The sequence below is a fragment of the Nakamurella sp. PAMC28650 genome (assembly GCF_014303395.1).
GTDB lineage: Bacteria > Actinomycetota > Actinomycetes > Mycobacteriales > Nakamurellaceae > Nakamurella.
In genome coordinates this window covers 2,806,657-2,830,022 of the sequence record NZ_CP060298.1, presented here as the reverse complement: position 1 = coordinate 2,830,022, position 23,366 = coordinate 2,806,657, and the positions used below count along the sequence as shown (strand labels likewise).

Genomic DNA, 23,366 nt, shown 5'->3' with positions numbered 1-23,366 from the left:
GGGGCGGGAGCTCGCGTACCGTTGATGTGTGCCTGTGACCCGCCTTCCGGAGCAGCTTCCGGCCCTGCCGCAGACCTCAACGGCCGGGTTCGACGAACGTGCGTTCGCTGCGGCCGTCGACATGGTCGCGGCCGGATCCATGGTCGCGCTGACCGGCGCCGGGTTGTCCACCGACTCCGGCATCCCCGACTACCGCGGTCCTGGAGCCCCGGTGCGGGCGCCGATGACGATCAGCGAGTTCCGGTCCGGTGCCGTGGCACAGCAGAGGTACTGGGCCAGAAGTCATCTGGGTTGGCGGAGGATGGGTACGGCGGTACCGAACGCCGGTCACTTCGCGATCGCCGCGCTAGAAGGCGCCGGATACCTGACCGAGCTGATCACCCAGAACGTGGACGGTCTGCACCAGCAGGCGGGCAGTCGGCGGGTGGTCGACCTGCACGGACGGATCGACGAGGTCATCTGCCTCAACTGCCACCAGATCACCCCCCGGATCGAGCTCCACCACCGGCTGGAGCAGCTCAATCCCGACTTCGGCGCCGAACTCGACCTGATCAGCGCACCCGACGGCGACGTCGAGTTCGACGACACCTCCGGGTTCCGCGTCGCCGCGTGCCGCCGTTGTAGCGGGCCGCTGAAGCCCAACGTGGTGTTCTTCGGCGACAGCGTGCCGAAATCGACTGTCCAGCATTGCTTCTCGGCCGTGGACGCCGCCCAGGGCATGCTGGTGGCCGGTTCTTCGCTGACGGTGATGTCGGGGCTGCGGTTCGTCCGCTACGCCAGACGGCGCGGGATCCCGGTGGTCATCTTCAATCGGGGTGTCACCAGGGGCGACGACCAGGCCAGCTACAAGATCGACGCCGGCTGCTCCCAGACCCTCACCGATCTGGCCCACCAACTCGGCGCCTAGCCCCCGCCCCCTCCGCTCCCCCCGCCCCCGCTGACGTCCTGCAAAGTGACGGCGATAGCCGTCACTTTGCAGGACGCAACGGGTGGTCGAGAGCACCCATGTCTGATTTGGTACCAGCCGAAACATGGACAGGTCATGATGAGGTAAAGCTCGCCCCCGCCGAACCGACCGCGAAGTACGACACCCCGGGAGTTCTGATCACCGCTGACCTGAACCGACCGCACGCCCACGTCGACGCCTGGCCGCAGTTGCTGGCCAGAGAGGACGTCGTGCTCGTCGACGGACGGTTCTCACTGGTGAACTCCACCCTCACCCCGAGCGAGGCGATGATCGCCGACCTGCTGTTCGTCAGTGACGCGCTGGATCGGGCCGACATCGCGTACCTGCTGGTGCGCGGGTCCGACGACCGCCCGGTGCTGGCCGTCGACAGGCGCGAACGCCACCGGCTGGCGCTGGCCCTGCAGGCCGAGTCGAACCGCGAGCCGCTGTACTCCAAGCCCATCGGCCACCGGAAGGGCGCAGCCGTGCTCGTGGCCGGCGGCACTCTTTCGGAGAATCCCAAGGCCAGGGTCTTCCGGCTGTTCCGGCCGCGGATCGAACTGCGCGGTGGGCTGCGGTTCGGGTCGGACACGGGCGTCCAGCTCGAGCTGTGGAGCTTCCGGCACGGTCGTTCCAAGCCGCCCACCGAGAACCGGCTGACCAGGCGCGAATGGATCCACGAGACCCTGGTCAGAACCACGGTCGAACGATACGGGCGGGTCTGGCCGACCTTCGAGCACATGTTCGCCGACTTCAGCGACGACATCACCTTCGACATCGACATCGTCTTCTCCTGGGTCGATGCCGGCTCCCTCGAGTGGCAGAAGGCGCGAGCCAAGCGGATGTCCAGCTACGTGGTCGGCGAGGGCGACGACAACGAGGCACGCTTCCGTCAGCTGGACGAACTCAAGTACGCCCTGCGATCGGTCCACCTGTTCGCGCCCTGGATCCGGACCATCTTCATCGTCACCGACTCGGCGTGCCCCCAGTGGCTCGACGAGCACCCGAAGGTGAAGGTCGTCAGGAGCGAGGAATTCTTCTCCGACCCCTCGGTGCTGCCGACGCACAACTCGATGGCGGTGGAGAGCCAGCTCCACCACATCCCTGGCCTGAGCGAGCATTTCCTCTACTCGAACGACGACATGTTCTTCGGCCGGCCGGTCCGACCGGAGCTCTTCTTCACCTCGGGCGGGCTCACCAAATTCCTCGAGGGACCCAATCGCATCGGCCTCGGGGACAACAACCCGGAACGAAGCGGTTTCGAGAATGCGGCACGGGTGAATCGTCAGCTGCTGCAACAGCGATTCGGCAAGCTGACCACCCGGCATCTGGAACATGCGGCAGCGCCGCTGCGCAAATCGGTGATGCGGGAGATGGAGCTGGAATTCCCCGAGGAATTCCGGTCGACGATGGCCAGCACCTTCCGGGCGAGCACCAACATATCGGTGACGAATTCGCTCTACCACTACTACGCACTGCTCACCGGGCGCGCGGTGCGCAACGAGACGGCGATCGCCGAATACATCGACACCACGACCGGCGCAGGACTGCGCAGTCTCGACAAGCTACTGCGGCAGCGGTCTTTCGACTGCTTCTGCCTCAATGACGGCAGTTTCCCCGAGGTTCCCGCCGACGAACGGGCCGCCGCGGTCAGGCTGTTCCTCGACCGCTACTTCGCGGTTCCGGCGCCCTGGGAGAAGGCAGCGATCGACACCGGGGCGAGCACGATCCCGGCCCTCTCCAGCTGAGCCGTCGCCTGGTCGGCCGATACCGCGGACAACACCGGAAAGCTGCCCATCGGTGCCACCGAGTGCATCACGGTGTGGTCGAAGACGTGCACCAGGTTGATGGCCTGGGCGCCGTCCCGGCTGCGCATCGCACCCCCGGAGACGGCCAGGTCCTGCGTGTAGCAGCTCGCCGAGGCCACCGAGACGTTGATGCCGGCGAACATCGCCGTGGTCGAGTAGTGAAGATGACCGGCCAGGATGGTCCGGACATCGCTACCGGCCAATACCGCGGCCAGCCGCTGCTGATCCTGTAGTTCCACCAGTACGGCCAGATCCAGCACGCTGGGGACCGGCGGATGATGCATCGCCAGGATCGTGCCCTCGGGCGCCCCGGTGGCCAGTTCGGCCGCCAGCCAGGCGAGCTGCGCCTCGCTCACCTCGCCGTGGTGACGCCCGGGCACGGAGGTGTCGAGCGCGATCACCCGCAGACCCCCGAGCCAGTGCACCTGATCGATCGGATCGTTGGAGGGCTCCTCGTCGAGCAGGCACACGCGGACGGCGGCGCGGCTGTCGTGGTTGCCCATCACCCAGATTACCTGGGCGCCGAGCCGCAGGGCGACCGGCTCCACGATGCCTCGCAGGCGGCGATAGGCGGCCGGATCGCCGTTGTCGGCCATGTCGCCGGTGATGACAATCGCCTCGGGCCTGGAATGGCTCGCCTCGAACCGGCCCAGCAATTCCGTCAGGTGGCCCTCGACGTCGACGGCACCGTAGAGCAGGCCGTCCCCGACGAAATGGGTGTCGCTGACGTGCAGCAAGAAATGCCCGGGTCGCGGATATTGGACCGCCACCGACTGGACCGCCACAGCCGGAGTCGCATTCTCGACCATTGCTCAACCTCGTTCGTCAGTCCCGCTCGCGTGCGCACATCGTTGTGCGCAGGTGTCCGAACAATCGTGCACTTGTCCGGCTCTCCATCGGAACAGATCCGGGTGTGGATTGGGCGAACGTCACACGGCGAGTTGGCGACGAAATCGCCGTGACCAGGCCTTCCCTGCTCCCGTCGGGCCAGGCACCCGCGGGAGGTACAGGCGTGTCACCCGGCGTGGTTGCATAGTTCCCGGGTCGGCCCGCAGCCCCGTCACCGCAGCCGTCGAGCCGTTTCCCCACACCGTGGTCGGTCAGTCCGCCGCCAGAGCGACAGCCAGCACCACCTTGATGCCGTCACCCACCTCCCCGGTGACCGCCCGCTCCGATTCGATGTGCGGCACCCGGCCGATCGCGGTGGCGAGAGTCTCGGCGGCCACCTGCTCCCGGCGGACGTCGACGGCGGCCCAGAGATCGTCCGGAACGGCCAGAGCGAGGCTGATCCGGTCGGATACCTGGAATCCGGCGTCCTTGCGGGCCTGCTGCACCAGGCGGAGAAGGTCGTTCACCCAGCCCTGCTCGATGAGCTCGACGTCCAGCACGGTGTCCAGCGAGACGAAACCACCGGATCGGAGCATCCCGATCACATCGGTCCCGCTGCCAGAGGCCACCAGGTCCAGGGTGTACTCGCCCTCGACCAGGGCGACCCCGCCGACGACCACTGCGCCGTCCGCGTCGACCGACCAGTCACCCTTCTTGGCGGCTCCGATCACCTGCTGCACCTGCTTGCCCAGCCGTGGCCCGGCAGCGCGGGCGTTGACGGCCAGCTTGCGTTCGACCCTGATGTCGTCACCGCCATCGCCGATCGGGGTGATCGACACCGACCGCACGTTGACCTCCTCCGCGAGCAGAGAGCCGAACTGCTGCAGTCGATCCGAGGCGCCGGAAGCGACGGTCAGGGCGGCCAGCGGCTGGCGGACCCGCAACTTCGCGCCCTTGCGCAGCGACAGCGCGACCGAGGCGATCTCACGGGCCTCGTCCATCGCCGCCACCAGTTCCGGATCTGCCGGCAGCGCACCCGGACCGGTCAGGCTGGGCCAATCGGTCAGATGCACCGACCGCCCTCCCGTCAGGCCGCGCCAGATCTGCTCGGTCGTCAGGGGCAGCAGCGATGCTGCCACCCGACAGACCACCTCCAGCACCGTGTGCAGGGTGTCGATCGCGTCGTCGTCACCGTCCCAGAAGCGCTGACGGGACCGCCGGACGTACCAGTTGGTCAGCACCTCGAGGAAGTTGCGCACCGAGGCGCAGGCACCCGCGATGTCGTAGACGTCCATCTGGGCGGTGATCTCGTCGACCAGTGTCGAAGTCTTCGCCAAGACATACCGATCGAGCACGTCCTCCGAATCCGTGCGGATCCGGCCGACCTTTCCGGCGGCACCGGCGTAGAGCGTCAGGAAGTAGTAAGCGTTCCACAGCGGCAGGACGGCCTGCCGGACCCCTTCGCGGATGCCCGCCTCGGAGACGATCAGGTTGCCGCCCCGCAGGATCGGCGAGGCCATCAGGAACCAGCGCATGGCGTCTGAACCGTCGCGCGCGAAGACCTCGTTGACGTCCGGGTAGTTGCGCAGGGACTTGGACATCTTCCGTCCGTCGTCGCCGAGCACGATGCCGTGGCTGATGCAGGTGGAGAACGCCGGCCGGTCGAACAGTGCCGTCGCCAGCACGTGCATCAGGTAGAACCAGCCGCGCGTCTGGCCGATGTACTCGACGATGAAGTCACCGGGGAAATGTCCGCCCTCGAACCACTCCTTGTTCTCGAACGGGTAGTGCACCTGCGCGTAGGGCATCGAGCCGGAGTCGAACCAGACGTCGAGCACGTCGGTGACCCGGCGCATGGTGGAACGGCCCGTCGGGTCGTCCGGGTTCGGGCGCGTCAGGTCATCGATGTAGGGCCGGTGCAGATCCGTGACGGTGGTGCCGAAGTCGGCCTCCAGCTCGGCGATCGAGCCGTAGACGTCGACCCGCGGGTACAGCGGATCGTCGGACTTCCAGACCGGGATCGGACTGCCCCAGAAGCGGTTCCGGCTGATCGACCAGTCGCGGGCGTTGGCCAGCCACTTGCCGAACTGGCCGTCCTTGATGTGCTCAGGGACCCAGGTGATCTGCTGGTTGAGCTCGACCATCCGGTCACGGAACTTGGTCACCTCGACGAACCAGGACGAGACCGCCTTGTAGATCAGTGGGTTCCGGCAGCGCCAGCAGTGCGGATAGCTGTGCTCGTAGGTCTCCCGCCGGACCAGGTGCCCGCTGCGCTTCAGGTCGTCGATGACGAACGGGTTGGCGTCGAAGACCTGCATGCCCGCGTACGGCGGGACGATCGGGAGGAAGCGGGCCCGGTCGTCGACCGTCAGGATCGTCGGGATTCCGGCGGCCTCGCAGGCGATCTGGTCCTCCTCGCCGTAGGCGGGGGCCATGTGCACGACGCCGGTGCCGTCCTCGGTGGTGACGTGGTCGGCCGGGATCACCCGGAAGGCCGCCTCGGTGCCGAACACCGCGACGTCCGTCAGGAAGCCGAACAGCGGCTCGTAGGTCCGCCCGACGAGCTCGCTGCCCTTGAGCCGGTCGACCACGTGGTCGGCGATGTCCTCGCCGAGCTCGCGGGCGTAGGAGGCCAGCCGCGCTTCGGCCAGGATGTACCGCTCCGCGGGCCGACCCTCGGAGGCGGACTCGACGACGACGTAGTCCAGGTCCGGCCCGACCGCCATCGCCAGGTTGCTGGGCAGCGTCCACGGAGTGGTGGTCCAGGCCATCAGCCGCTCGCCCGTGGACAGCTGCACCCAGATCGTCACCGACGGGTCCTGACGCTGCTGGTAGACGTCGTCGTCCATCTTGAGCTCGTGGTTGGACAGCGGCGTCTCGTCGACCCAGCAGTACGGCAGCACCCGCTGCCCCTCGTAGACGTAGCCCTTGTCGTAGAGCGTCTTGAAGGCCCACAGGACGCTCTCCATGTACGACGGGTCGAGAGTCTTGTAGTCGTTGTCGAAGTCGACCCAGCGAGCCTGCTTGGTGACGTAGTCCTGCCACTCGTTGGCGTAGCGCATCACCGACTCCCGACAGGCGTCGTTGAACTTCTCGATGCCCATCCCGAGGATCTCGCCGCGGCCCTTGATGCCCAGCTGCCGCTCGGCCTCCAGCTCGGCCGGCAGACCGTGGGTGTCCCAGCCGAATCGACGCTCGACCTTCTGCCCGCGCATGGTCTTGTAGCGCGGGACGACGTCCTTGACGTACCCGGTCAGCAGGTGGCCGTAGTGCGGAAGGCCGTTGGCGAACGGGGGGCCGTCGTAGAAGACGAACTCGTTGGAGCCGTTCTCGCCGCCATCGCGCTGGTCGATGGACGCCTGGAAGGTGTCGTCCGACTTCCAGTACGCCAACGTTGCGCTCTCGGCGACCGGGAAGTCGGGCCGGGCGGTGACCTCGCCGGAGCCGGCGAGCGGGTAGGCGGTGCGGTCGTTCATCTCGGGGTACCTCTCGTCCACAGCCGGCATCAGGCCACAGGGACGACCCAGGCTCCCGTCAGGAGAGCCGGACCGCGGTACCACCCCGCTTGCCCCGGAGAACCCGGGACCACTCGTCGTGCGCCGCCCGCTCGTAGAGCGGCCAGAGCACTCCCGGCTGTGACGGGCCAGGTCCCGTTCGGTTCTAATGAACGAGCAAAGCCCCCGGCCGAAGCCGGGGACCTGCTACGTCGTTCTTCCGAATGGCTCGCCGGTGATGGCCGGGTCGACGCCGACTACACGTTCGACAGCAGATGTTACTCGGCACCCTGGGTGACGTGCTGGTCGCTGTTGTCGTTGACCGGAGCGCCGCTCTCGTCCAACTGCGACAGCTGATCGGTGATCCAGCTCTTCAGGCGGCTGCGGTACTCGCGCTCGTACACCCGCAGGTCGTCGATCTTCTTCTCCAGGGTGGTGCGCTGCTCGGTGAGCTGGCTCATCACCTGGGAGTACTTGCCCTGTGCCTCGCGGTCCATGGCATCGGCGCGGATCCGGCTGTCCCGCTCCAGTGCCTCGGCCTTGGCGGTGGCTTCGTTCACCATGCCGTCCGACTTGTTCTGCGCCTCGGACACCAGGCGGTTCGCCTCGCTCTGAGCGTCCCCGACCAGCTTCTCGGACTCCGCCTTCGCGGCACTCCGGGTGGCTTCGGCCTCGGCCGCTGCGTCCCCGGTGAGGCGTTCCGCAGTCTCCTGGGCCAGGCCCAGCAGTTTGGCGGCCTGTACGTGGTGAGCGGCCGGACCGGCCTCCGCCACAGCAGCCGCGACGACCGGCGCGGCGATCTCGGGGGTCTTCTCGATCGATACCGGCTCCGGCTGGGCTTCCGGCGCCTCGTGCTCGTGCTGACCATCGGCGGGCGCCTGGTCGACGTACTGCTGGACCGCCCCCGGCTGCTGCTGCGGAGCCTGCTCGACCGGTGCACCGGCAGCAAATCCGCTGGCCTGGGCCGCGGACAACCGCTGGGTCAGCTCGTTGTTCTCCTCGATGAGGCGACTGAGCTCCGCTTCGACCAGGTCCAGGAAGGCGTCGACCTCGTCCTCGTCGTACCCCCGCTTACCGATCGAGGGCTTCTTGAAGGCGACGTTGTGGACGTCGGCTGGCGTGAGCCGCATTGCTAACTCCTTGCGTGGCGATGTCAACGATGACGATGACGACGACCGGTTCTCAGGCGCTGGCGTAGGCCAGGCTCTGCGTCACGGCCATCAGGATCAAGATGATGATGAACAGAACATAAATGCTGAGGTCGAACCCTACCCCGCCGAGACGCACCATCGGGATCACCCGGCGAAACAGTTTGACCGGAGGGTCGGTGCTCGCATAGAGGATCTCCATGGAGGCGGCCGGTCGTCCGATCGGCCGCCAGGTTTTCGCGAACACCCTGACGATCTCGATCACGATCCGGCCGATCAGGAGCAACCGGAAGATCCAGAGCAACAGGTAGGCGACCTGCCAGACGATGTTCACCCCTCTACTACTACCTGATTTCGGGGACGAACCTGACCGCCACCCACGTCAGCGACCGGCGTACCCACCGACGTAGGCCCGTGCATCCTCCAGTGCGGTCGCCGATCCGCCCGCGATGTCGGCCTCGGCGGGGAGCAACATGAACACCTTCGGGGCCACCTTCTCGATGGATCCACGCAGCGAGAATGCCAGTCCGGCGGAAAAGTCGACGAGCCTGCGGGCGTCCGCATCGGACATTCCCGTCATGTCCAAGATCACTGACTGGCCGTCGCGGTACTTCTCCCCGACGATGCGCGCCTCGCCGAATCCGGTCAGCTTGACGCTGGCGGGACGGGACGCGGTGCTGCTGTCGGCGTCGCGACGCTGATCGGCTTTCATGGCAAGAGCCCCCTGGGTGACCGGTTCGCTGCCGAATCCGCGGCGGGTCGATCCGCCGGCACGCGTCGAGTGCCCGCCGGGAGTGGCGCTCGCGCCCACCTCGTCGACGCGGTAGCCGTCGGACTGCTCCGCCAGACGCGGACCCGTCTTCCGATCGGTGTAGCCGCCCTCGGGATAGGCCTTCAGCCCGCCCGCATCGCCATCGCGCGAGTACGGGTGACCCGCGTACGAGGCCCGCTCCCGGGGAGCGTCATAGGCCTCGTCGTACTGGCTGCCTTCGTAGCCGGCACCCTCGTGCCCGTCTGCGTCGTACTGATGGCTCTCGCCCGGATTGAGTCCGAGGAAAGCCCCGACCTTGCGCCACGATCCCATTGGTCCGTTCCTTCCTCGGCCGGCACGGTGTGTACCGGAACTCCTGCTAGGCACGAGGTTATCGGCCTCACGGCCACCCCACGCGGTGCGACACACCGTCACCGCGGCCGTAAACCGTCAACTCCCGCGCCCGCGCTGATCAACTCCCGTGCCCGCGCTGATCAACATCGTCCGCGCTCACGAAGATGGACGTTCTGGGATGCGTGTGACAGGAGTGGACGATTTGATGAGCGCCGGCGAAGTTGATGAGCGCGGGACGGGGTGACCCTCAGCGCCGGATGACGCCCGCGAATCGGCCCGTCGGGGCGGACCCCCGGTGGCTGAACAGGTCCGGATCCTCCCGGGTGCACCGCTCGTCGACGACGACGGACCCGACGCCGAGCCCGCGCAGTTGACGGATCAGACCCGCGCGCAGGTCCAGCCCGGCGGTGCCGTCGGAGGTGACGCACGCGGAACCGGGCAACTGCGCGTCCACCTCGTCGCGCATCGCCTCCGGCACCTCGTAGCACCGGCCGCAGATCGCCGGTCCGAGAACGACTTCCAGGTCGACGACCCCGGCACCCAGCCCGATCATCCGATCGATCACGACCGGCACGATGCCGGCGGCGGCTCCCCGCCGACCGGCGTGGGCCACCCCGATCACACCCGCCCGTGGGTCGCGCAGGAGCAGGGGTACGCAGTCGGCCACCAGCACCGCGAGCGCGAGACCCGGTGTGGCGGTGACCATCGCGTCGGTCCCGGCGACCGCGTCCGGGCGGGGACCGGTGACGTGGACGACGGTCGTCCCGTGCACCTGGCCCATGAAGACCAGGTGCGTGGGAGACAACCCGATCCGACGGGCGAGCTCGGACCGGTTGGCTACCACCGCAACCGGGTCGTCACCGACGTTGAGCCCCAGATTGAACGACTCGTAGCCAGGCTTGGACTCGCCAGGGCCGGCCGGCCCACGCCGTCCGGTGAACAGCGACGTGGGGGCCGGAGCCGGTGGGTCGTACATCGGCCTACGGGGGATCTTCACCGCTTCATGAAGGGCGGCACGTCCACGTCGTCGTCGTCATCGATGGGGCGGGCCTGACGCGGGGCGCCGTAACCACTGCCGGAGACCGGCGGGGCCGCGGCGGGGGTGTGCGGGACGTACGGCGCCTGCGGGGCCTGCTGACCGTCGCCCTGGTAGGGCTGGGGCGGCGGACGGAGCTCGCCGGCGGTGGCATCGGCCATGTTCCGGGCCGGGCGTCGGTCCGGGGTCACGATCGACGGTGTCGAATCGAAGCCGGCCGCGATGACGGTCACCCGCACCTCGTCGCCGAGGGAGTCGTCGATGACCGTCCCGAAGATGATGTTCGCGTCCTCGTGCGCAGCCTCCTGGACCAGCGAGGCTGCTTCGTTGATCTCGAACAGGCCGAGATCGGAGCCACCCGCGATCGACAACAGCACGCCGTGGGCGCCGTCCATGGACGCCTCGAGCAACGGTGAGCTGATCGCCTTGCCGGCGGCCTGGACCGCCCGGCCCTCGCCGCGGGCCGAACCGATCCCCATCAGCGCCGTTCCGGCCCCGGCCATCACCGACTTGACGTCCGCGAAGTCGACGTTGATCAGGCCGGGGGTGGTGATCAGGTCGGTGATGCCCTGGACACCGTTGAGCAACACCTCGTCCGCAGAGCGGAAGGCGTCCATCAGCGAGACACCGAGGTCGCCGAGCTGGAGCAGCCGATCGTTGGGGATGACGATCAGCGTGTCGCACTCGTTGCGCAGATCCTGGATCCCGGATTCGGCCTGGCCGCCGCGGCGCTTGCCCTCGAAGGCGAACGGGCGGGTGACGACACCGATGGTCAGCGCACCGAGATTGCGGGCGATCGACGCGACGACGGGAGCTCCGCCGGTACCGGTGCCGCCACCCTCGCCGGCGGTCACGAACACCATGTCGGCCCCCTTGAGGACCTCCTCGATCTCCGCACGGTGGTCCTCGGCGGCCTGCCGTCCGACGTCCGGGTTGGCGCCCGCGCCCAGTCCCCTGGTGAGCTCGCGGCCGACGTCCAGCTTGACGTCGGCATCGCTCATCAGCAACGCCTGGGCGTCGGTGTTGATCGCGATGAACTCGACCCCGCGGAGGCCGACCTCGATCATCCGGTTGACCGCGTTGACGCCGCCGCCGCCGATGCCGACGACCTTGATCACGGCGAGGTAGTTGTGCGGTGGCGTCATCGCCTTTGCCTTCCTGTTGGCTGGTCCGATTTCTCGGTTCGACTGTCTGCTACTGCTGTCTGCTGCTGTGTGCGACTGCTGCCTGCGGTGGCTCCGGGCGAGGCGTCCAAACTCTGAACCTCAACCAGATGGTTATAGTTATGTCAAGTGGTTCTGGATAAGAAAGTAAGGTCCGGGCGGCCCGCGCCGCGCAAGGCGCGCCGATTGTCTCGCCATTCAATCCTGAACGTAGTCTCGAAGACATCATGAGCATCGGACCCGGTACGGCGGCGTTGCTGGCGCTGGCCGGGGTCGGAGCCGGGATCACCGGTTCGACCGCCGGTCTGGCGTCGCTGGTCTCCTACCCGGCCCTTCTGGCCATCGGGCTGCCGCCGGTGACGGCCAACGTCACCAACACCGTGGCACTGATCGGAAGTTCGATCGGGTCGGTGTCCGGTTCGCGGGTCGAGTTGAGGGGCCAGGGTCGCGACATCCGGCGCTGGATCGGTCTTTCCGTTCTCGGCGGCGGATGTGGTGCCGCCCTGTTGCTGACCACTCCGCCCGGGATCTTCTCCCGGCTCGTCCCCTACCTGGTCGCCGCCGCGTCGGTGCTGCTGCTGGCCAGTCCGGCACTGCGCGCCATCAGGGCCGGACGCCCGGCGACCGCGCACCGCGGGCTTCTGGTGCCCGTCGGGCTGTTCTTCACCTGTCTGTACGGCGGCTATTTCGGTGCCGCCGCCGGCGTGATGATCCTGGCCATGCTGCTGTTCGCCACCGACAAGCCACTGCCGTCGGCCAATGCGCTGAAGAACCTGCTGCTCGGCGTGGCGAATGCGGTGGCGGCGGTCGGATTCATGGTGTTCTCCGATGTGCGCTGGGCCGCGGCGATCCCACTGGGCATCGGCTGCATCGTCGGTGGCCGGCTGGGCCCCGGCATCGTGCGCCGCGTTCCGCCCACGCTGATGCGCGTGGCCATCGCGATCGCCGGATTCGCCCTCGCCGTCAAACTCGCCCTGGACTGAGTGGGCCTCCTACGGGCTGACGGTCACGATTTCGGGGTCGGACACGTCGTAGACCCGGCCAGGGCGGCTCAGCGCGGCCGGCAGGATCTGCATCTTCCTCGCGCCGTCGTCGGGGCTGCCCCAGATCACCGAACGACCGTCCCGCAACTGCAGTTCGACGTCGTAGGCGGACCGGGCACTGACCGAGGTGACGGCCGCTCTGACCGGCGCCTTGACCGCCTCGATCACCGCAAGGGCGGCGAGGGTCGACGGATCGGCCCGGCCAGGGGTGGCCAGCGCAATCGTGAGCAACCCGTCCGGGACCTGGGACCTGGACACCTTCAGATACGGGAAACCGGTGTCGTCCAACAGGTACAGCGAACCATTGGCCATGGTGACGGCCATCGGCCGGCGCTGGGTCACGGTGATCACCACCGCGTTGGGCCAGTGGCGCGAGACCTCCGCGGTGGCGATCTGCGGGACCGTGAGCACCCGTCGCCGCAAGGAGTCCAGGTCGACGGTGATCAGCGGTGTCCCCTCGGGGATGTCAGCGGCCGCCCTGACCGCATCGCTGACGTCCCCGCTCAGATCGCCGGCCGCGGCCGAGACCTCGAGCTGCTGCAGGCCCAGCACCGGAGTGCGGTAGAGGACGTAGGCACCCCCACCGACGAGGGCGATCACCAGGAACAGGGCCAGGAACCAGGGCCACTGCCGCCGCGCAGGTCTCGTCGTGAGGCTGCGGTCGACCGGGCGCACCGGCGTGCGGGTGGTGCTCACCGATGCTCCAGGTAGTCCAGCAGTTGCGGTCCGAGCATCGTCACGTCACCGGCTCCCATCGTGATCACCAGGTCGCCGGGCGCCGTCAGGTCGCCGACGGCGGCCGGCACCGCGGCGAGCGACGGCAGGTAGAGCACCTGACGACCCCGGGCCGCCGGTATCTGCCGGGTGATCAGTTCGGCGGTCACCCCCGGCACCGGATCCTCCCTGGCGCCGTAGATCTCCAGCACCACCACCACGTCGGCCGCCGACAGCGCACCGGCGAACTCCGTCGCGAAGGTCACCGTCCGGGAGTACAGGTGGGGCTGGAAGATCACCACCAGTCGGCCGGGGCCGCCGGGGCCTGCGGCCTCGTCCATCGCGGCGAGCACCGATCGCGCGGCCAGCAGCTGGGCGGCCACCTCCGTCGGATGGTGCGCGTAGTCGTCGTACACCGAGACGCCGGCGGCGCGGCCCTTGTACTCGAACCTGCGCCTGACGCCGGTGTACCCGGCCAGTCCCGCTGCCATGGTCTCGGCCGGCACACCGAGCGCGATGCCGGCGGCCAGTGCCGCCGCCGCGTTGGACAGCATGTGCGCTCCGGGGACCGACAGCCGCAGCCGGACGTCGGAGTCGCCGGCCACCTGCAGGACCGCGGTGCCGCCGTGACCGGCCGGCCGATGATCGGTGATCCGCAGGTCGGCGCCGGCAGCGAACCCGTAGGTGATGATCCTCGGCGATCCCGGCGTTCCGGAGATCTCGGCGAGCAGGTTCCGGACGCCCCGGTCGTCGATGCACAGGACCAGGAAACCCCCGGCGGTGATCCGGTCGACGAACGCCGAGAACACCGCCGCGTAGGCCTCCGCGGTTCCGTGGTGGTCGAGGTGGTCCGGTTCGAGGTTGGTGATGATCGCGCCGTGCGGGGCGAAGGCCAGGAAGGATCCGTCGGACTCGTCCGCCTCTGCGACGAAGATGTCGCCCGAGCCCTGGTGGGCACCGGATCCGGATTCGTTGAGTTCCCCGCCGATGGCGAACGACGGGTCGAGGCCGGCCGACTGCAACGCGACCGTCAACATGGAGGTGGTCGAGGTCTTGCCATGGGTGCCGGCGACGCAGACGCTGCGGTGGCCGGTCATCAGGGCGGCCAGGGCCACCGCGCGCTGGATGACCGGGATGCCGCGCCGGTGGGCCTCGGCCACCTCGGGATTGGTGTCGCGGATGGCCGACGAGACCACCACCACCGTCGGTCCGGCCGGCAGCAGATCGAGGTTTCCCGCGGTGTGGCCGACCGCGGTCAGCACACCCCGCTGACCGAGGCCGGTCAACACGTGCGAACCCTTGGCGTCGGAGCCGGACACCGCGAGGCCGCGGTCGGCCAGGATCCTGGCGATCGCACTCATCCCGGCACCGCCGATGCCCACCATGTGGACGCGCTCCAGGGAACTGCCGTCCGCCGCCGCCGGGATCAGGGGGCTCGCGTCGGTCACCGCGGTGCCCCTGGCGTCTCGTCACGCATCTGGTCGAGAGTCTGGTGGAGAGTCCGCCCGCGAGTCCGTCCACGCGTCCAGGCCCGTCCCCGGTTGCGTGCCCGGTCACCCCCGCGGCGGGCGAACCGGGCCCTGCGACCGCCGGCCCCGGCGACCATCAGGACGATCCGCGCGATCAACTCGTCCGCACCTCTAGTCGAGCTGACCCCGGCGGCTGCCGTCATTTTGTGCAGCGCGGCCGAATCCTTCACCAACGGGACGATCCGGTCGAGGATCGCTGCGCCGTCCAGCACTTTCTCGTCGATCATCAACGCCGACCCTGACTCGACCTGGGGGGCCGCGTTCAGTCGCTGCTCGCCGTTGCCGAACGCCAGCGGCACGTAGACAGCCGGGATCCGCAGGGCGCCGATCTCGGCCACCGTGATCGCTCCCGACCGGGCGACGATCAGGTCGGCGGCCGCATAGGCCAGGTCCATCCGGTCCAGGTACGGCAACGTGACGTAGGCCGGCTGTCCGGCGACCGGCGGCGGCAGGGTGACCGGCTTGCCCCGGCCGTGCCCGTGCAGCACCCCGACTCCCGCCGCGCCCAGTTCGGCGGCCACGCCCGCGAACGCCTCGTTGAGGGTGAGGGCACCCAGCGATCCGCCGATCACCAGGATCGTCGGCGCGGCCGGATCGAGACCGAAGTACTCGCGTGCCTCCGCCCGCAGGGACGGCAGGTCGAGATCGGACAGCGACCGACGCACCGGGTTGCCGACCACCCTGGCCCCCTCGAGACCGGAGCCCGGAACGGCGGCGAGGACCACAGCGGCGGAGCGTGCCCCAACCCGATTGGCGATGCCCGCCTTGGCGTTCGCCTCGTGCACGACCACCGGAATCCGGTGCCGCAGCGAGATCCTGGCCGCGAGGTAGGCCGGCAGGCAGACATACCCGCCGAAGCCGATGACGACGTCGATGTTCCTGGCCCTGATCACCTTCGAGGTGGCGCGGACGGTGGTCACCAGACGCCCGGGGATGCGCAGTGCCTCGGCATTGATCTTGCGCCGGAACTTGACCTCGGGGATCAACTCCAGGTCGTAGCCGTGTTCCGGGACGAGGATCGTCTCCAGCCCGCCGGCGGTGCCCAGACAGGTGATGTGGACGGTCTCGTCGATGGCGACGAGAGCGTCGGCGACGGCCAGCGCCGGTTGCACGTGTCCTGCACTTCCACCACCCGCGATCAGCACCCTGGTGCCTTTCACCGGCGACCCGCCCGGCCGCGCGGGTCGTCGCGGCCACCGGCCTCGCGCGGCTCGGATCGACGCCGCGCCGCCGCGCGTGGATCGACGCGTCGCGCCGGACCGGGGTCGACGAACGAGCGTCCCTGCCGGTCTGTCCCCTGCTGATCCTGACCGGCGGGGCGGCTCCGCGGGTTGCGTTGCCGATCACCGAGGGCGGCACGGTGTTCGACCGGGTTCGTCGACCGGCGGGCCGGCGGCGGTGGCGCTCCCGGGGAGTAGCGGCGGCCGGCGTCACGTCGTTCCACCGTCCGTGCCGTTGCGTTCACCGAGCCGGACCCCGAGCCCGCGCGCGGCACCGGCCGGGCGGCGACCTTGGTCCGTTCCGGCCTGACCTTCGAAGGCTTGCGGGGGGTGCGGACCTTCGGCGGCTTCGGCCCGTTGGCGCCGAGCCCGAGGAACCGCGCCATCCGGGTGGGACCCTGCGAGTGCAACGCCGCCGCCGCCTGCGGCTCGCGCCGGGCGAAGTTCGCCAGTAGACCGAACACCACCATGGTGATGACCAGAGAGGTTCCGCCCCGGGAGATCATCGGCAACGGGATGCCGGTGACCGGCAGCAGACCGATGACGTAGCCGATGTTGATGGCCGCCTGCCCGACCAGCCACACGGTGGCGGCCGAGGCGACGATCTTGATGAACGGGTCGGTGTTGCGACGGGCGATGCGCAGGCCGGTGTAGGCCAGCAGGCTGAACAGAACCAGGACCAGCCCGGCTCCGATGAGGCCCAGCTCCTCGCCGATGATCGCGAAGATGAAGTCGGAGTCGGCGTTGGGCAGCCAGCCGGTCTTGAAGATCGACTGACCGAGCCCGACACCGAAGATGTGCCCACTGCCGAGCCCGGACAGGCTCTGCCTCATCTGGTAGGTGTCCGCCTTCAGCGCGGTACCCGGGTGCAGCCAGGACGCGATGCGGGCGGACCGGTAGCCGGCCGACGTCGCGAGGTAGACCACCAGGGCACCGGCGCCGGCGGTCAGGGTGGCGAACATCCACATCGGGGCGCCGCCGAACCACATCACGGCGATGAAGACGATGCCCAGGCTGACCGTGGTGCCCAGATCGGGCTCCAGCATGATCAGGGCGACCATCATCACGAAGACCGGCAGCACCGGGATCAGCAGCGACCTGAGCGAGCGCAGCGTGTTCCGCCGGGAGGCCAGCACGTTGCCCATCCAGATCAGCAGGGCCAGCTTGGCCACCTCGCTGGGCTGGAACTGGATCGGGCCGAGCACCAGCCAGCTGTGCGCGCCGTTGATCGGCCGCGAGACCAGCACCGCCGCGAGCATCAGCAGCGAGATCGCCACCAGGGGAAACGAATAGGTCCGCAGCAGCCGGGGCGACACCTTGGACGAGAACAGGAACCCGATGAACCCCAGGACGGCGAACAACGCCTGATTCTCGAACGTCGCGAAGGTGGATCCGTTGTTGGCGTGGAACGAGGCGATCGACGAGGCCGACAGCACCATCAGCAGGCCGAAGCCCAGCAGCAGGTAGAAGGTCGCGGTGATCAGGTGGTAGGACGTCATCGGCCGGTCCAGCCAGTCCTTGGCGGACCGGCGCAGCGCCCCGGGCATGGACCGGTAGCGTCTCGTAACGACCGCGTCCCTCCTGGTCGGTGTGGTGCGCCCGGTCGGCAGGGTGGCGGTCACCGGTGTTCCCCCAGCGCGCGGACGGCGGCCACGAAGGAGTCACCGCGGGACGCGTACGAGCTGAACATGTCCAACGAAGCGGCAGCCGGTGCCAGTAACACTACATCGCCTTGCGCAGCCATCGTCGTGGCCGCGCGTACCACCTCGGTCATGACCCCATGGTCGGTCCCCGGCACGCTCATCGTGGGGACATTCGGCGCGTGTCGGGAAAGTGCCTCCGCGATCAGCGGAGCGTCGACCCCGAGGAGGACGACACCGGCCAGCCGGTCGGCGATCGACCGGACCAGATCGTCGATCGAGGCGCCCTTGAGCTGTCCGCCGGCGATCCAGACGACCCGGTGGTAGGCGGCGAGGGACGCGGCGGCGGCGTGCGGATTGGTGGCCTTGGAGTCGTTCACGAAGCGGACGCCGTCGATCAGGGCCACCTCGACGTTGCGGTGCTCCCCCGGCTCGAACTGGCGCAGGCCGCTCGCCACGGCCTCCGCCGACACCCCCGTCGCCAGGGCCAGGGCTGCGGCCGACAGTGCGTTGGTGATGTTGTGGACCCCGGCCGGCCGGATCCCGGTGACCGGCAGCAGCGGCCCGTTGCCGAACGCGCCGTCGAACAGATGGCCGTCCAGGACGCCGAGGGCGCCGACCGGCGGAGCCGAGGCGGTGATCGCGATCTTCCGCGCGGCCGGGCTTGCCACCAGCATGGCCGCGGCGCCGGGATCGTCGACGACGGCCACCGCGATGTCGCCGGTGAGGGCCAGCGCCTTGTCCGCGCCGTAGGCCGCCATCGATCCGCCGTACCAGTTGAGATGATCCTCGACCAGGTTCAGCACCAGACCGGCCCTGGGCCGGACCGACGGCGCCCAGTGCAGTTGGAAGCTGGAGAGCTCGGCGGCGATGCGCTGCTGCCGCGGAACGTCGAGTACCGCCTCCAGACCGGGCCAACCGACGTTCCCGCAGGCGGTGACGACCAGGCCGGCGGCCCGCAGGATGGACTCGAGCATGCCCACGGTGGTGGTCTTGCCGTTCGTGCCGGTCACCACCAGCCACTCGCGGGGGTCGGTCCCGGCTCGGTCCAGGCGCCAGGCCAACTCGATCTCACCGATCACCTCCACCCCACCCGCGGCCGCCGCGACCAGCAGCGGCGTGGCCGGCGGGAAGCCGGGGGAGGTGACGAGCAGTGCGGTGCCCGGCGGCGGCGACGCCAGATCGGCGACCACCTCCACCGCGCCGGAGCGCACGGACGGCAGCAGATCGGGCGGGAGGATCGGCGCGACCCGATCGGCCGTCACCAGCACCCGCGCGCCCAGGCCGACGAGATACCGGATGACGGCGATCCCGGAGACGCCACCGCCGGCGACCACGACCAGGTCCCCGGCCGCGGGAAGTGCCGGTGGTCGGGTCCCCTGCTCAGCCACCGGTACGGCTCAGCCAGTCCGTGTAGAACAGGGCCGCGCCGAGCGCCGCCGACATGGCGGCCAGCAGCCAGAACCGCACCATCACGGTCGTCTCGGTCCAGCCCCCGACCTCGAAGTGGTGGTGGAAGGGTGCCATCTTGAAGACCCGTACCTTCCGGGTCTTGTAGACCGCGATCTGCACGACCACCGACAGCATCTCGACCACGGCCAGGCCGGCGATGACGACGGTCAGGAGTTCGGTCTTGGACAGGATCGACAGACCGGCGATCAGACCGCCGAGCGCCAGCGAGCCGGAGTCCCCCATGAAGATCCGGGCCGGGTGGGCGTTCCACCAGAGGAACCCGACGCATCCGCCGAGGGCGCCGGCGGCGACCACGGCGATGTCCAGCGGATCGCGCACCGAGTAGCAACCGTTCAACGCGGCCGCCGTCATGTCGGAGGTGATCCCGGGAATCGGACAGGCGTTGCGGAACTGGTAGAAGCAGATGAAGACGTACGTGCCCAGCACCATCACCGACGAGCCGGCGGCCAGGCCGTCGAGTCCGTCGGTGAAGTTGACCGCGTTCGACCATGCGGCGATGACCAGGATCGCGAACACCACGAAACCGATGGCACCGAACGTGATGAACTTGAGATCCCTGGCGTAGGAGAGGTGCTCGGACGCCGGGGCCAGGCCCTTGCCGTTCTTGAACATCAGCGCCAGGACACCGTAGGACACCGCGATGAAGGTCTGGCCGATCAGCTTGGCCCGCTTGTTCAGCCCGAGGCTGCGCTGCCGCCGGATCTTGATGTAGTCGTCCAGCAACCCGACGGTGCCCAGCCCGGTGGTCAGGTAGAGCAGCAGCCATCCGGACGCGGTCGGGCCGGCCCCCCCACCGGCCATCTGCACGCCGATGGACACGATGTAGCCGGCCCACATCGCGATGATGATGGCGGTGCCGCCCATCGTCGGCGTACCGCGCTTCTTCAGGTGGGTCTGCGGGCCGTCGTCCCGGATCTCCTGGCCGAATCCCTGACGGGAGAAGACCTTGATCAGGTAGGGGGTCAGCAGGATCGACACGACCAACCCGACGACGGCCGCGATCAGGATGGATTTCACGTCATCTCCTGCTCGCTGGTCGGCCCTGCACCGGTCGGTACTGCACCGGTCGTTGCTGCGGGGGTCAGCAGGGCGGTGGCCACGCGGTCGAGGCCGACGGATCTGGACGCCTTGATCAGGACGACGTCGCCCGCCTCGAGATCACGGGCCAGCACGGCCAGCACGGCCGGCACGTCGTCGACGATCTCGCTCTCGCCCCCCCAGGACCCCTCCAGGTGGGCGCCGAGGTGCAGGGCCCTGGCGGACTGCCCGACGACGATCAGCCGGTCGACGCCGAGCCGGACGGCGAGTCGCCCGATCTCGTCATGGGCCGGGCGGGAGAGCGGGCCCAGTTCGGCCATCTCGCCCAGGACCGCCCAGGTGCGGCGGTGCTCGCCGATCACCGCAAGGGCCTGGAGCGCAGCCTTCATCGAGTCGGGGTTGGCGTTGTAGGAATCGTTGACGACGGTGACACCGTCTGCGCGCTCGGTGATCTCCATCCGCCATCTGGACAGGGCCCTCGCCTCGGTCAGGGCCGAGGCCACCTGCGCCACGGCCATTCCCACCGCGCGGCCGACCGCAGCGGCCGCCAGCGCGTTCGACACCTGGTGCGCACCGACGACGCCGAGGGCGACACTGGCCGAACCCTCCGGTGTCACCAGTTGGAAGTGGGCACGGGCTCCACTGTCGGTGACCACGTCCTCGGCCCTGACGGTCGCGCCCGCCCCGGTGCCGACCGTGACGACCTCGGCGGTGGTCCGGTCGGCCATCGCCAGCACGCGTGGATCGTCGGCGTTCAGGATCGCCACCCCGCCGTCGGCCGCGGCCGGCAGCGCCTCGACGAGTTCACCCTTGGCCTGGGCGATCGCTGCCACCGACCCGAATTCACCCATGTGCGCGGTGCCGACGTTGAGCACCGCTCCGATCCGCGGCGGCGCGATCGCCGCCAGCGCCGCGATGTGCCCGATTCCGCGCGCCGACAGCTCGAGCACAAGGAACCTGGTACCGGGGCCGGCCCGGAGCGCCGTGTAGGGGTGACCCAGTTCGTTGTTGAACGACTCCGGCGGCGCGACCACGGAGTCGCCTCCGAACCCGGCCCGCAGCACCGAGGCGATCATGTCCTTCGTCGAGGTCTTGCCGGCCGAGCCGGTCACCCCGATCACGGCGAGGCCGTGCTCGGCGACCAATTGCGCGACACTGACCCTGGCGATTTCCGAGAGAGCCTGCAGCACAGCGTCGTTGTCGTCGACTTCGAGCAACGGCAGCTCCCGACCCGGCAGTCGTGCCGAGCCGAGCACGGCCACCGCGCCCGCTGCGGCGGCCGCCGCGACGAAGGAGTGACCGTCGACCCGCTCGCCGACCAGTGCCACGAATAGTGCGCCCGGAACCACCTTGCGGGTGTCGAACTCGACGCTCGTCACCACAGTGTCCGCGACCTCGACCGGAACGGGAACACCGATGGCTGCGGCGATCTCGCGGATCGTCAGGCCAATCATCTGCGGTCCCCGCCGGTCGGGCGCGAAAGGTTCGCGTCTGCGGCACTTCCGAACCCGAGTTCGGCCAGTGCGGCCTGCACCTCGGCGCGATCGGAGAACGGATGCACGACACCCCCGACGTCCTGGCCCTGCTCGTGCCCCTTGCCGGCGATCACCACGGCGTCGCCGGGACGGGATGCCGCGATGGCCGTTCTGATGGCTTCGTGCCGATCACCGATCTCCACCACCTGGACCTTGCCGCCGCGCGGGCGACCGTGGTTTCCCTTGGTGCCCAGCAGGATCGCAGCACGAATGGACGCCGGCGACTCGGAGCGGGGATTGTCGTCGGTGACGATCAACAGGTCGGAGAGCCGGGCCGCGACCTCGCCCATCACCGGCCGCTTGCCGGTGTCCCGGTCCCCACCGGCACCGACCACCACGATGAGCCGGCCGGTCAGCCCGGCCGAGATCGCCTCCAGCACGGCCGACAGGGCGGCCGGCTTGTGGGCGTAGTCGACCACGACGAGGAAACCCTGGCCACCGTCGACCCGCTCCATCCGGCCGGGTACGACCACATCGGTGAGCGCCGCCGCGGCCACCTCCACGTCCCGCCCTGCGGCGTCGACGCACGCCAGCGCGACGACCGCGTTCGAGACGTTGAAGCGGCCGGGCAGCGCCAGTTCGACCTCGAGGCCTTCGCCCGACGGCCGCCGGACCGTGAAACGCTGGTGCCCCGCCGAGAAGGCGACGACGTCGGTGACCGACCAGCCCGCCTCGGCGTCGCCGGCCGCCGACACCGTCACCGCGTCGGGGTGCATCCGGGCCAACCGGCGTCCGTAGTGGTCGTCGATGTCGATCACACCGGCGCGCGCCCGGCCGTCGAACAGCAGCGCCTTGGCCTGGAAGTAGGACTCCATGTCGGGGTGGAAGTCCAGATGATCCTGGGAAAGATTCGTGAAAGCGCCTACCTCGAAACGTGTTCCGGCCACCCGGCCGAGCGAGAGGGCGTGCGAGGACACCTCCATGGCGACGGCGTCGACGCCCTGCTCGACCATCAGCGCGAACAGCCCCTGGAGGTCGGGAGCCTCCGGAGTGGTCAATTGGCTCCTGCTGGCCACACCTGCGATCCGGGTCTGCACGGTGCCCACCAGACCGGTGCGGTGGCCCTGCGCCGACAACGCCGCCTCCAGCAGATATCCGGTCGTCGTCTTGCCCGAGGTACCGGTGACGCCGATGACGGCCAGCGCGCTCGACGGATCGCCGTAGATGCTCGAGGACACGGCGCCCAGGACCGACCGGGCGTCCTCCACCACCAGCACCGGCACCGCCGGTCCCGGGTCCGCCGAACCGGTTTCGGCCCGGCCGGCATCGGAGGGACCTGTCTCGGACGAACCGGCGTCAGGTGAACCGCTGCGGATCGCGGCCAAGCCCGCGCGGTCGGTGAGGATGGAGGTCGCGCCGGCACGCACCGCGTCACCCGCGAACACCGCGCCGTGCACCCTGGTGCCCGGGAGCGCCGCGAACATGTCGCCCGGGCGGACAGCTTGTGCGCGCAGCGTGATGCCGGTGACCGTCCGGTCGGCGGAGCCCGCTGATCCGACCAGCGCCGAGGGTTCTACCCCCGCCAGGCGGGCGAGTGCACCAAGTGGGACGCCGACGACAGCGTTCGGTCGCAGCCCGCCGGCGGCGGGCGAAGGTGATGTGGACACGTCGGTGAAGGCTACCCGGCCCGGTGCCCGGTGGTGGCT

At 69.2% G+C, this 23,366-nt stretch carries 18 protein-coding genes; 3 read left to right on the top strand and 15 right to left on the bottom strand.

Annotation, left to right across the window (positions count from 1 at the left end; translation table 11 throughout):
- Positions 1 to 28: 28 nt before the first annotated feature.
- Positions 29 to 907 carry an NAD-dependent protein deacetylase gene (locus tag H7F38_RS12835; protein ID WP_255497955.1) on the top strand — a complete coding sequence of 293 codons (879 nt, stop codon included), beginning with the start codon at positions 29 to 31 and terminating at the stop codon, positions 905 to 907.
- Between the two features lie 98 nt (positions 908 to 1,005).
- Positions 1,006 to 2,694, top strand: coding sequence for a stealth family protein (locus tag H7F38_RS26280; RefSeq protein WP_187090257.1), 1,689 nt, complete (start codon positions 1,006 to 1,008; stop codon positions 2,692 to 2,694).
- Here the strand turns inward: H7F38_RS26280 and H7F38_RS12825 are convergent.
- From H7F38_RS12825 to ftsZ, 7 genes are all read right to left on the bottom strand, one after another.
- A complete protein-coding gene (locus tag H7F38_RS12825) occupies positions 2,616 to 3,563 on the bottom strand; it encodes a phosphodiesterase (RefSeq protein ID WP_187090256.1) in 948 nt (315 codons plus the stop codon). The genes H7F38_RS26280 and H7F38_RS12825 overlap by 79 nt on opposite strands.
- 291 nt (positions 3,564 to 3,854) lie before the next feature.
- Positions 3,855 to 7,058: an isoleucine--tRNA ligase gene (ileS, locus tag H7F38_RS12820; RefSeq protein WP_187090255.1), complete on the bottom strand. Its 3,204-nt coding sequence runs from the start codon at positions 7,056 to 7,058 to the stop codon at positions 3,855 to 3,857.
- A 296-nt stretch (positions 7,059 to 7,354) separates the two neighbouring features.
- Positions 7,355 to 8,206: a DivIVA domain-containing protein gene (locus tag H7F38_RS12815; protein WP_187090254.1), complete on the bottom strand. Its 852-nt coding sequence runs from the start codon at positions 8,204 to 8,206 to the stop codon at positions 7,355 to 7,357.
- A 52-nt stretch (positions 8,207 to 8,258) separates the two neighbouring features.
- Positions 8,259 to 8,558, bottom strand: coding sequence for a YggT family protein (locus tag H7F38_RS12810; protein ID WP_187090253.1), 300 nt, complete (start codon positions 8,556 to 8,558; stop codon positions 8,259 to 8,261).
- 48 nt (positions 8,559 to 8,606) lie between these two features.
- A complete protein-coding gene (locus H7F38_RS12805; protein ID WP_187090252.1) occupies positions 8,607 to 9,308 on the bottom strand; it encodes a cell division protein SepF in 702 nt (233 codons plus the stop codon).
- 268 nt (positions 9,309 to 9,576) lie between these two features.
- Positions 9,577 to 10,305 (bottom strand): peptidoglycan editing factor PgeF, encoded by a 729-nt coding sequence (gene pgeF / locus H7F38_RS12800; protein ID WP_187090251.1) that lies wholly within the window; start codon positions 10,303 to 10,305, stop codon positions 9,577 to 9,579.
- A gap of 17 nt (positions 10,306 to 10,322) precedes the next feature.
- The gene (ftsZ, locus tag H7F38_RS12795) at positions 10,323 to 11,510 is read right to left on the bottom strand and encodes a cell division protein FtsZ (protein WP_187090250.1); all 1,188 of its coding nucleotides are present in this window, start codon (positions 11,508 to 11,510) and stop codon (positions 10,323 to 10,325) included.
- Positions 11,511 to 11,755: 245 nt separating this feature from the next.
- On the opposite strand from ftsZ, the gene H7F38_RS12790 reads away from it, so the two are divergent.
- Positions 11,756 to 12,511 (top strand): sulfite exporter TauE/SafE family protein, encoded by a 756-nt coding sequence (locus tag H7F38_RS12790; RefSeq protein WP_187090249.1) that lies wholly within the window; start codon positions 11,756 to 11,758, stop codon positions 12,509 to 12,511.
- A gap of 9 nt (positions 12,512 to 12,520) precedes the next feature.
- Here H7F38_RS12790 and H7F38_RS12785 read toward each other — a convergent pair whose 3' ends face one another.
- From H7F38_RS12785 to H7F38_RS12750, 8 genes are read right to left on the bottom strand one after another with little or no spacing between them, the layout of a single operon-like run.
- Complete coding sequence (locus tag H7F38_RS12785; protein WP_187090248.1) at positions 12,521 to 13,267, bottom strand: cell division protein FtsQ/DivIB; 747 nt, start codon at positions 13,265 to 13,267, stop codon at positions 12,521 to 12,523.
- Positions 13,264 to 14,670, bottom strand: a complete 1,407-nt coding sequence (gene murC / locus H7F38_RS12780) for a UDP-N-acetylmuramate--L-alanine ligase (protein ID WP_187094676.1) — start codon at positions 14,668 to 14,670, stop codon at positions 13,264 to 13,266. The genes H7F38_RS12785 and murC overlap by 4 nt, the downstream gene beginning before the upstream one ends.
- 59 nt (positions 14,671 to 14,729) lie before the next feature.
- Entirely contained in the window at positions 14,730 to 15,974 is a 1,245-nt protein-coding gene (locus tag H7F38_RS12775) for a glycosyltransferase (protein WP_187094371.1), read from the bottom strand.
- Entirely contained in the window at positions 15,971 to 17,656 is a 1,686-nt protein-coding gene (gene ftsW / locus H7F38_RS12770) for a putative lipid II flippase FtsW (protein ID WP_187094370.1), read from the bottom strand. The genes H7F38_RS12775 and ftsW overlap by 4 nt, the downstream gene beginning before the upstream one ends.
- Positions 17,653 to 19,065 (bottom strand): UDP-N-acetylmuramoyl-L-alanine--D-glutamate ligase, encoded by a 1,413-nt coding sequence (gene murD, locus H7F38_RS12765; protein WP_187094369.1) that lies wholly within the window; start codon positions 19,063 to 19,065, stop codon positions 17,653 to 17,655. The genes ftsW and murD overlap by 4 nt, the downstream gene beginning before the upstream one ends.
- Positions 19,058 to 20,164 carry a phospho-N-acetylmuramoyl-pentapeptide-transferase gene (mraY, locus tag H7F38_RS12760; RefSeq protein WP_187094368.1) on the bottom strand — a complete coding sequence of 369 codons (1,107 nt, stop codon included), beginning with the start codon at positions 20,162 to 20,164 and terminating at the stop codon, positions 19,058 to 19,060. The genes murD and mraY overlap by 8 nt, the downstream gene beginning before the upstream one ends.
- Positions 20,161 to 21,639 (bottom strand): UDP-N-acetylmuramoyl-tripeptide--D-alanyl-D-alanine ligase, encoded by a 1,479-nt coding sequence (gene murF / locus H7F38_RS12755; RefSeq protein ID WP_187094367.1) that lies wholly within the window; start codon positions 21,637 to 21,639, stop codon positions 20,161 to 20,163. The genes mraY and murF overlap by 4 nt, the downstream gene beginning before the upstream one ends.
- The gene (locus tag H7F38_RS12750; protein ID WP_255498375.1) at positions 21,636 to 23,327 is read right to left on the bottom strand and encodes a UDP-N-acetylmuramoyl-L-alanyl-D-glutamate--2,6-diaminopimelate ligase; all 1,692 of its coding nucleotides are present in this window, start codon (positions 23,325 to 23,327) and stop codon (positions 21,636 to 21,638) included. Before H7F38_RS12750 ends, murF begins: the two co-directional genes overlap by 4 nt.
- Positions 23,328 to 23,366: the final 39 nt, after the last annotated feature.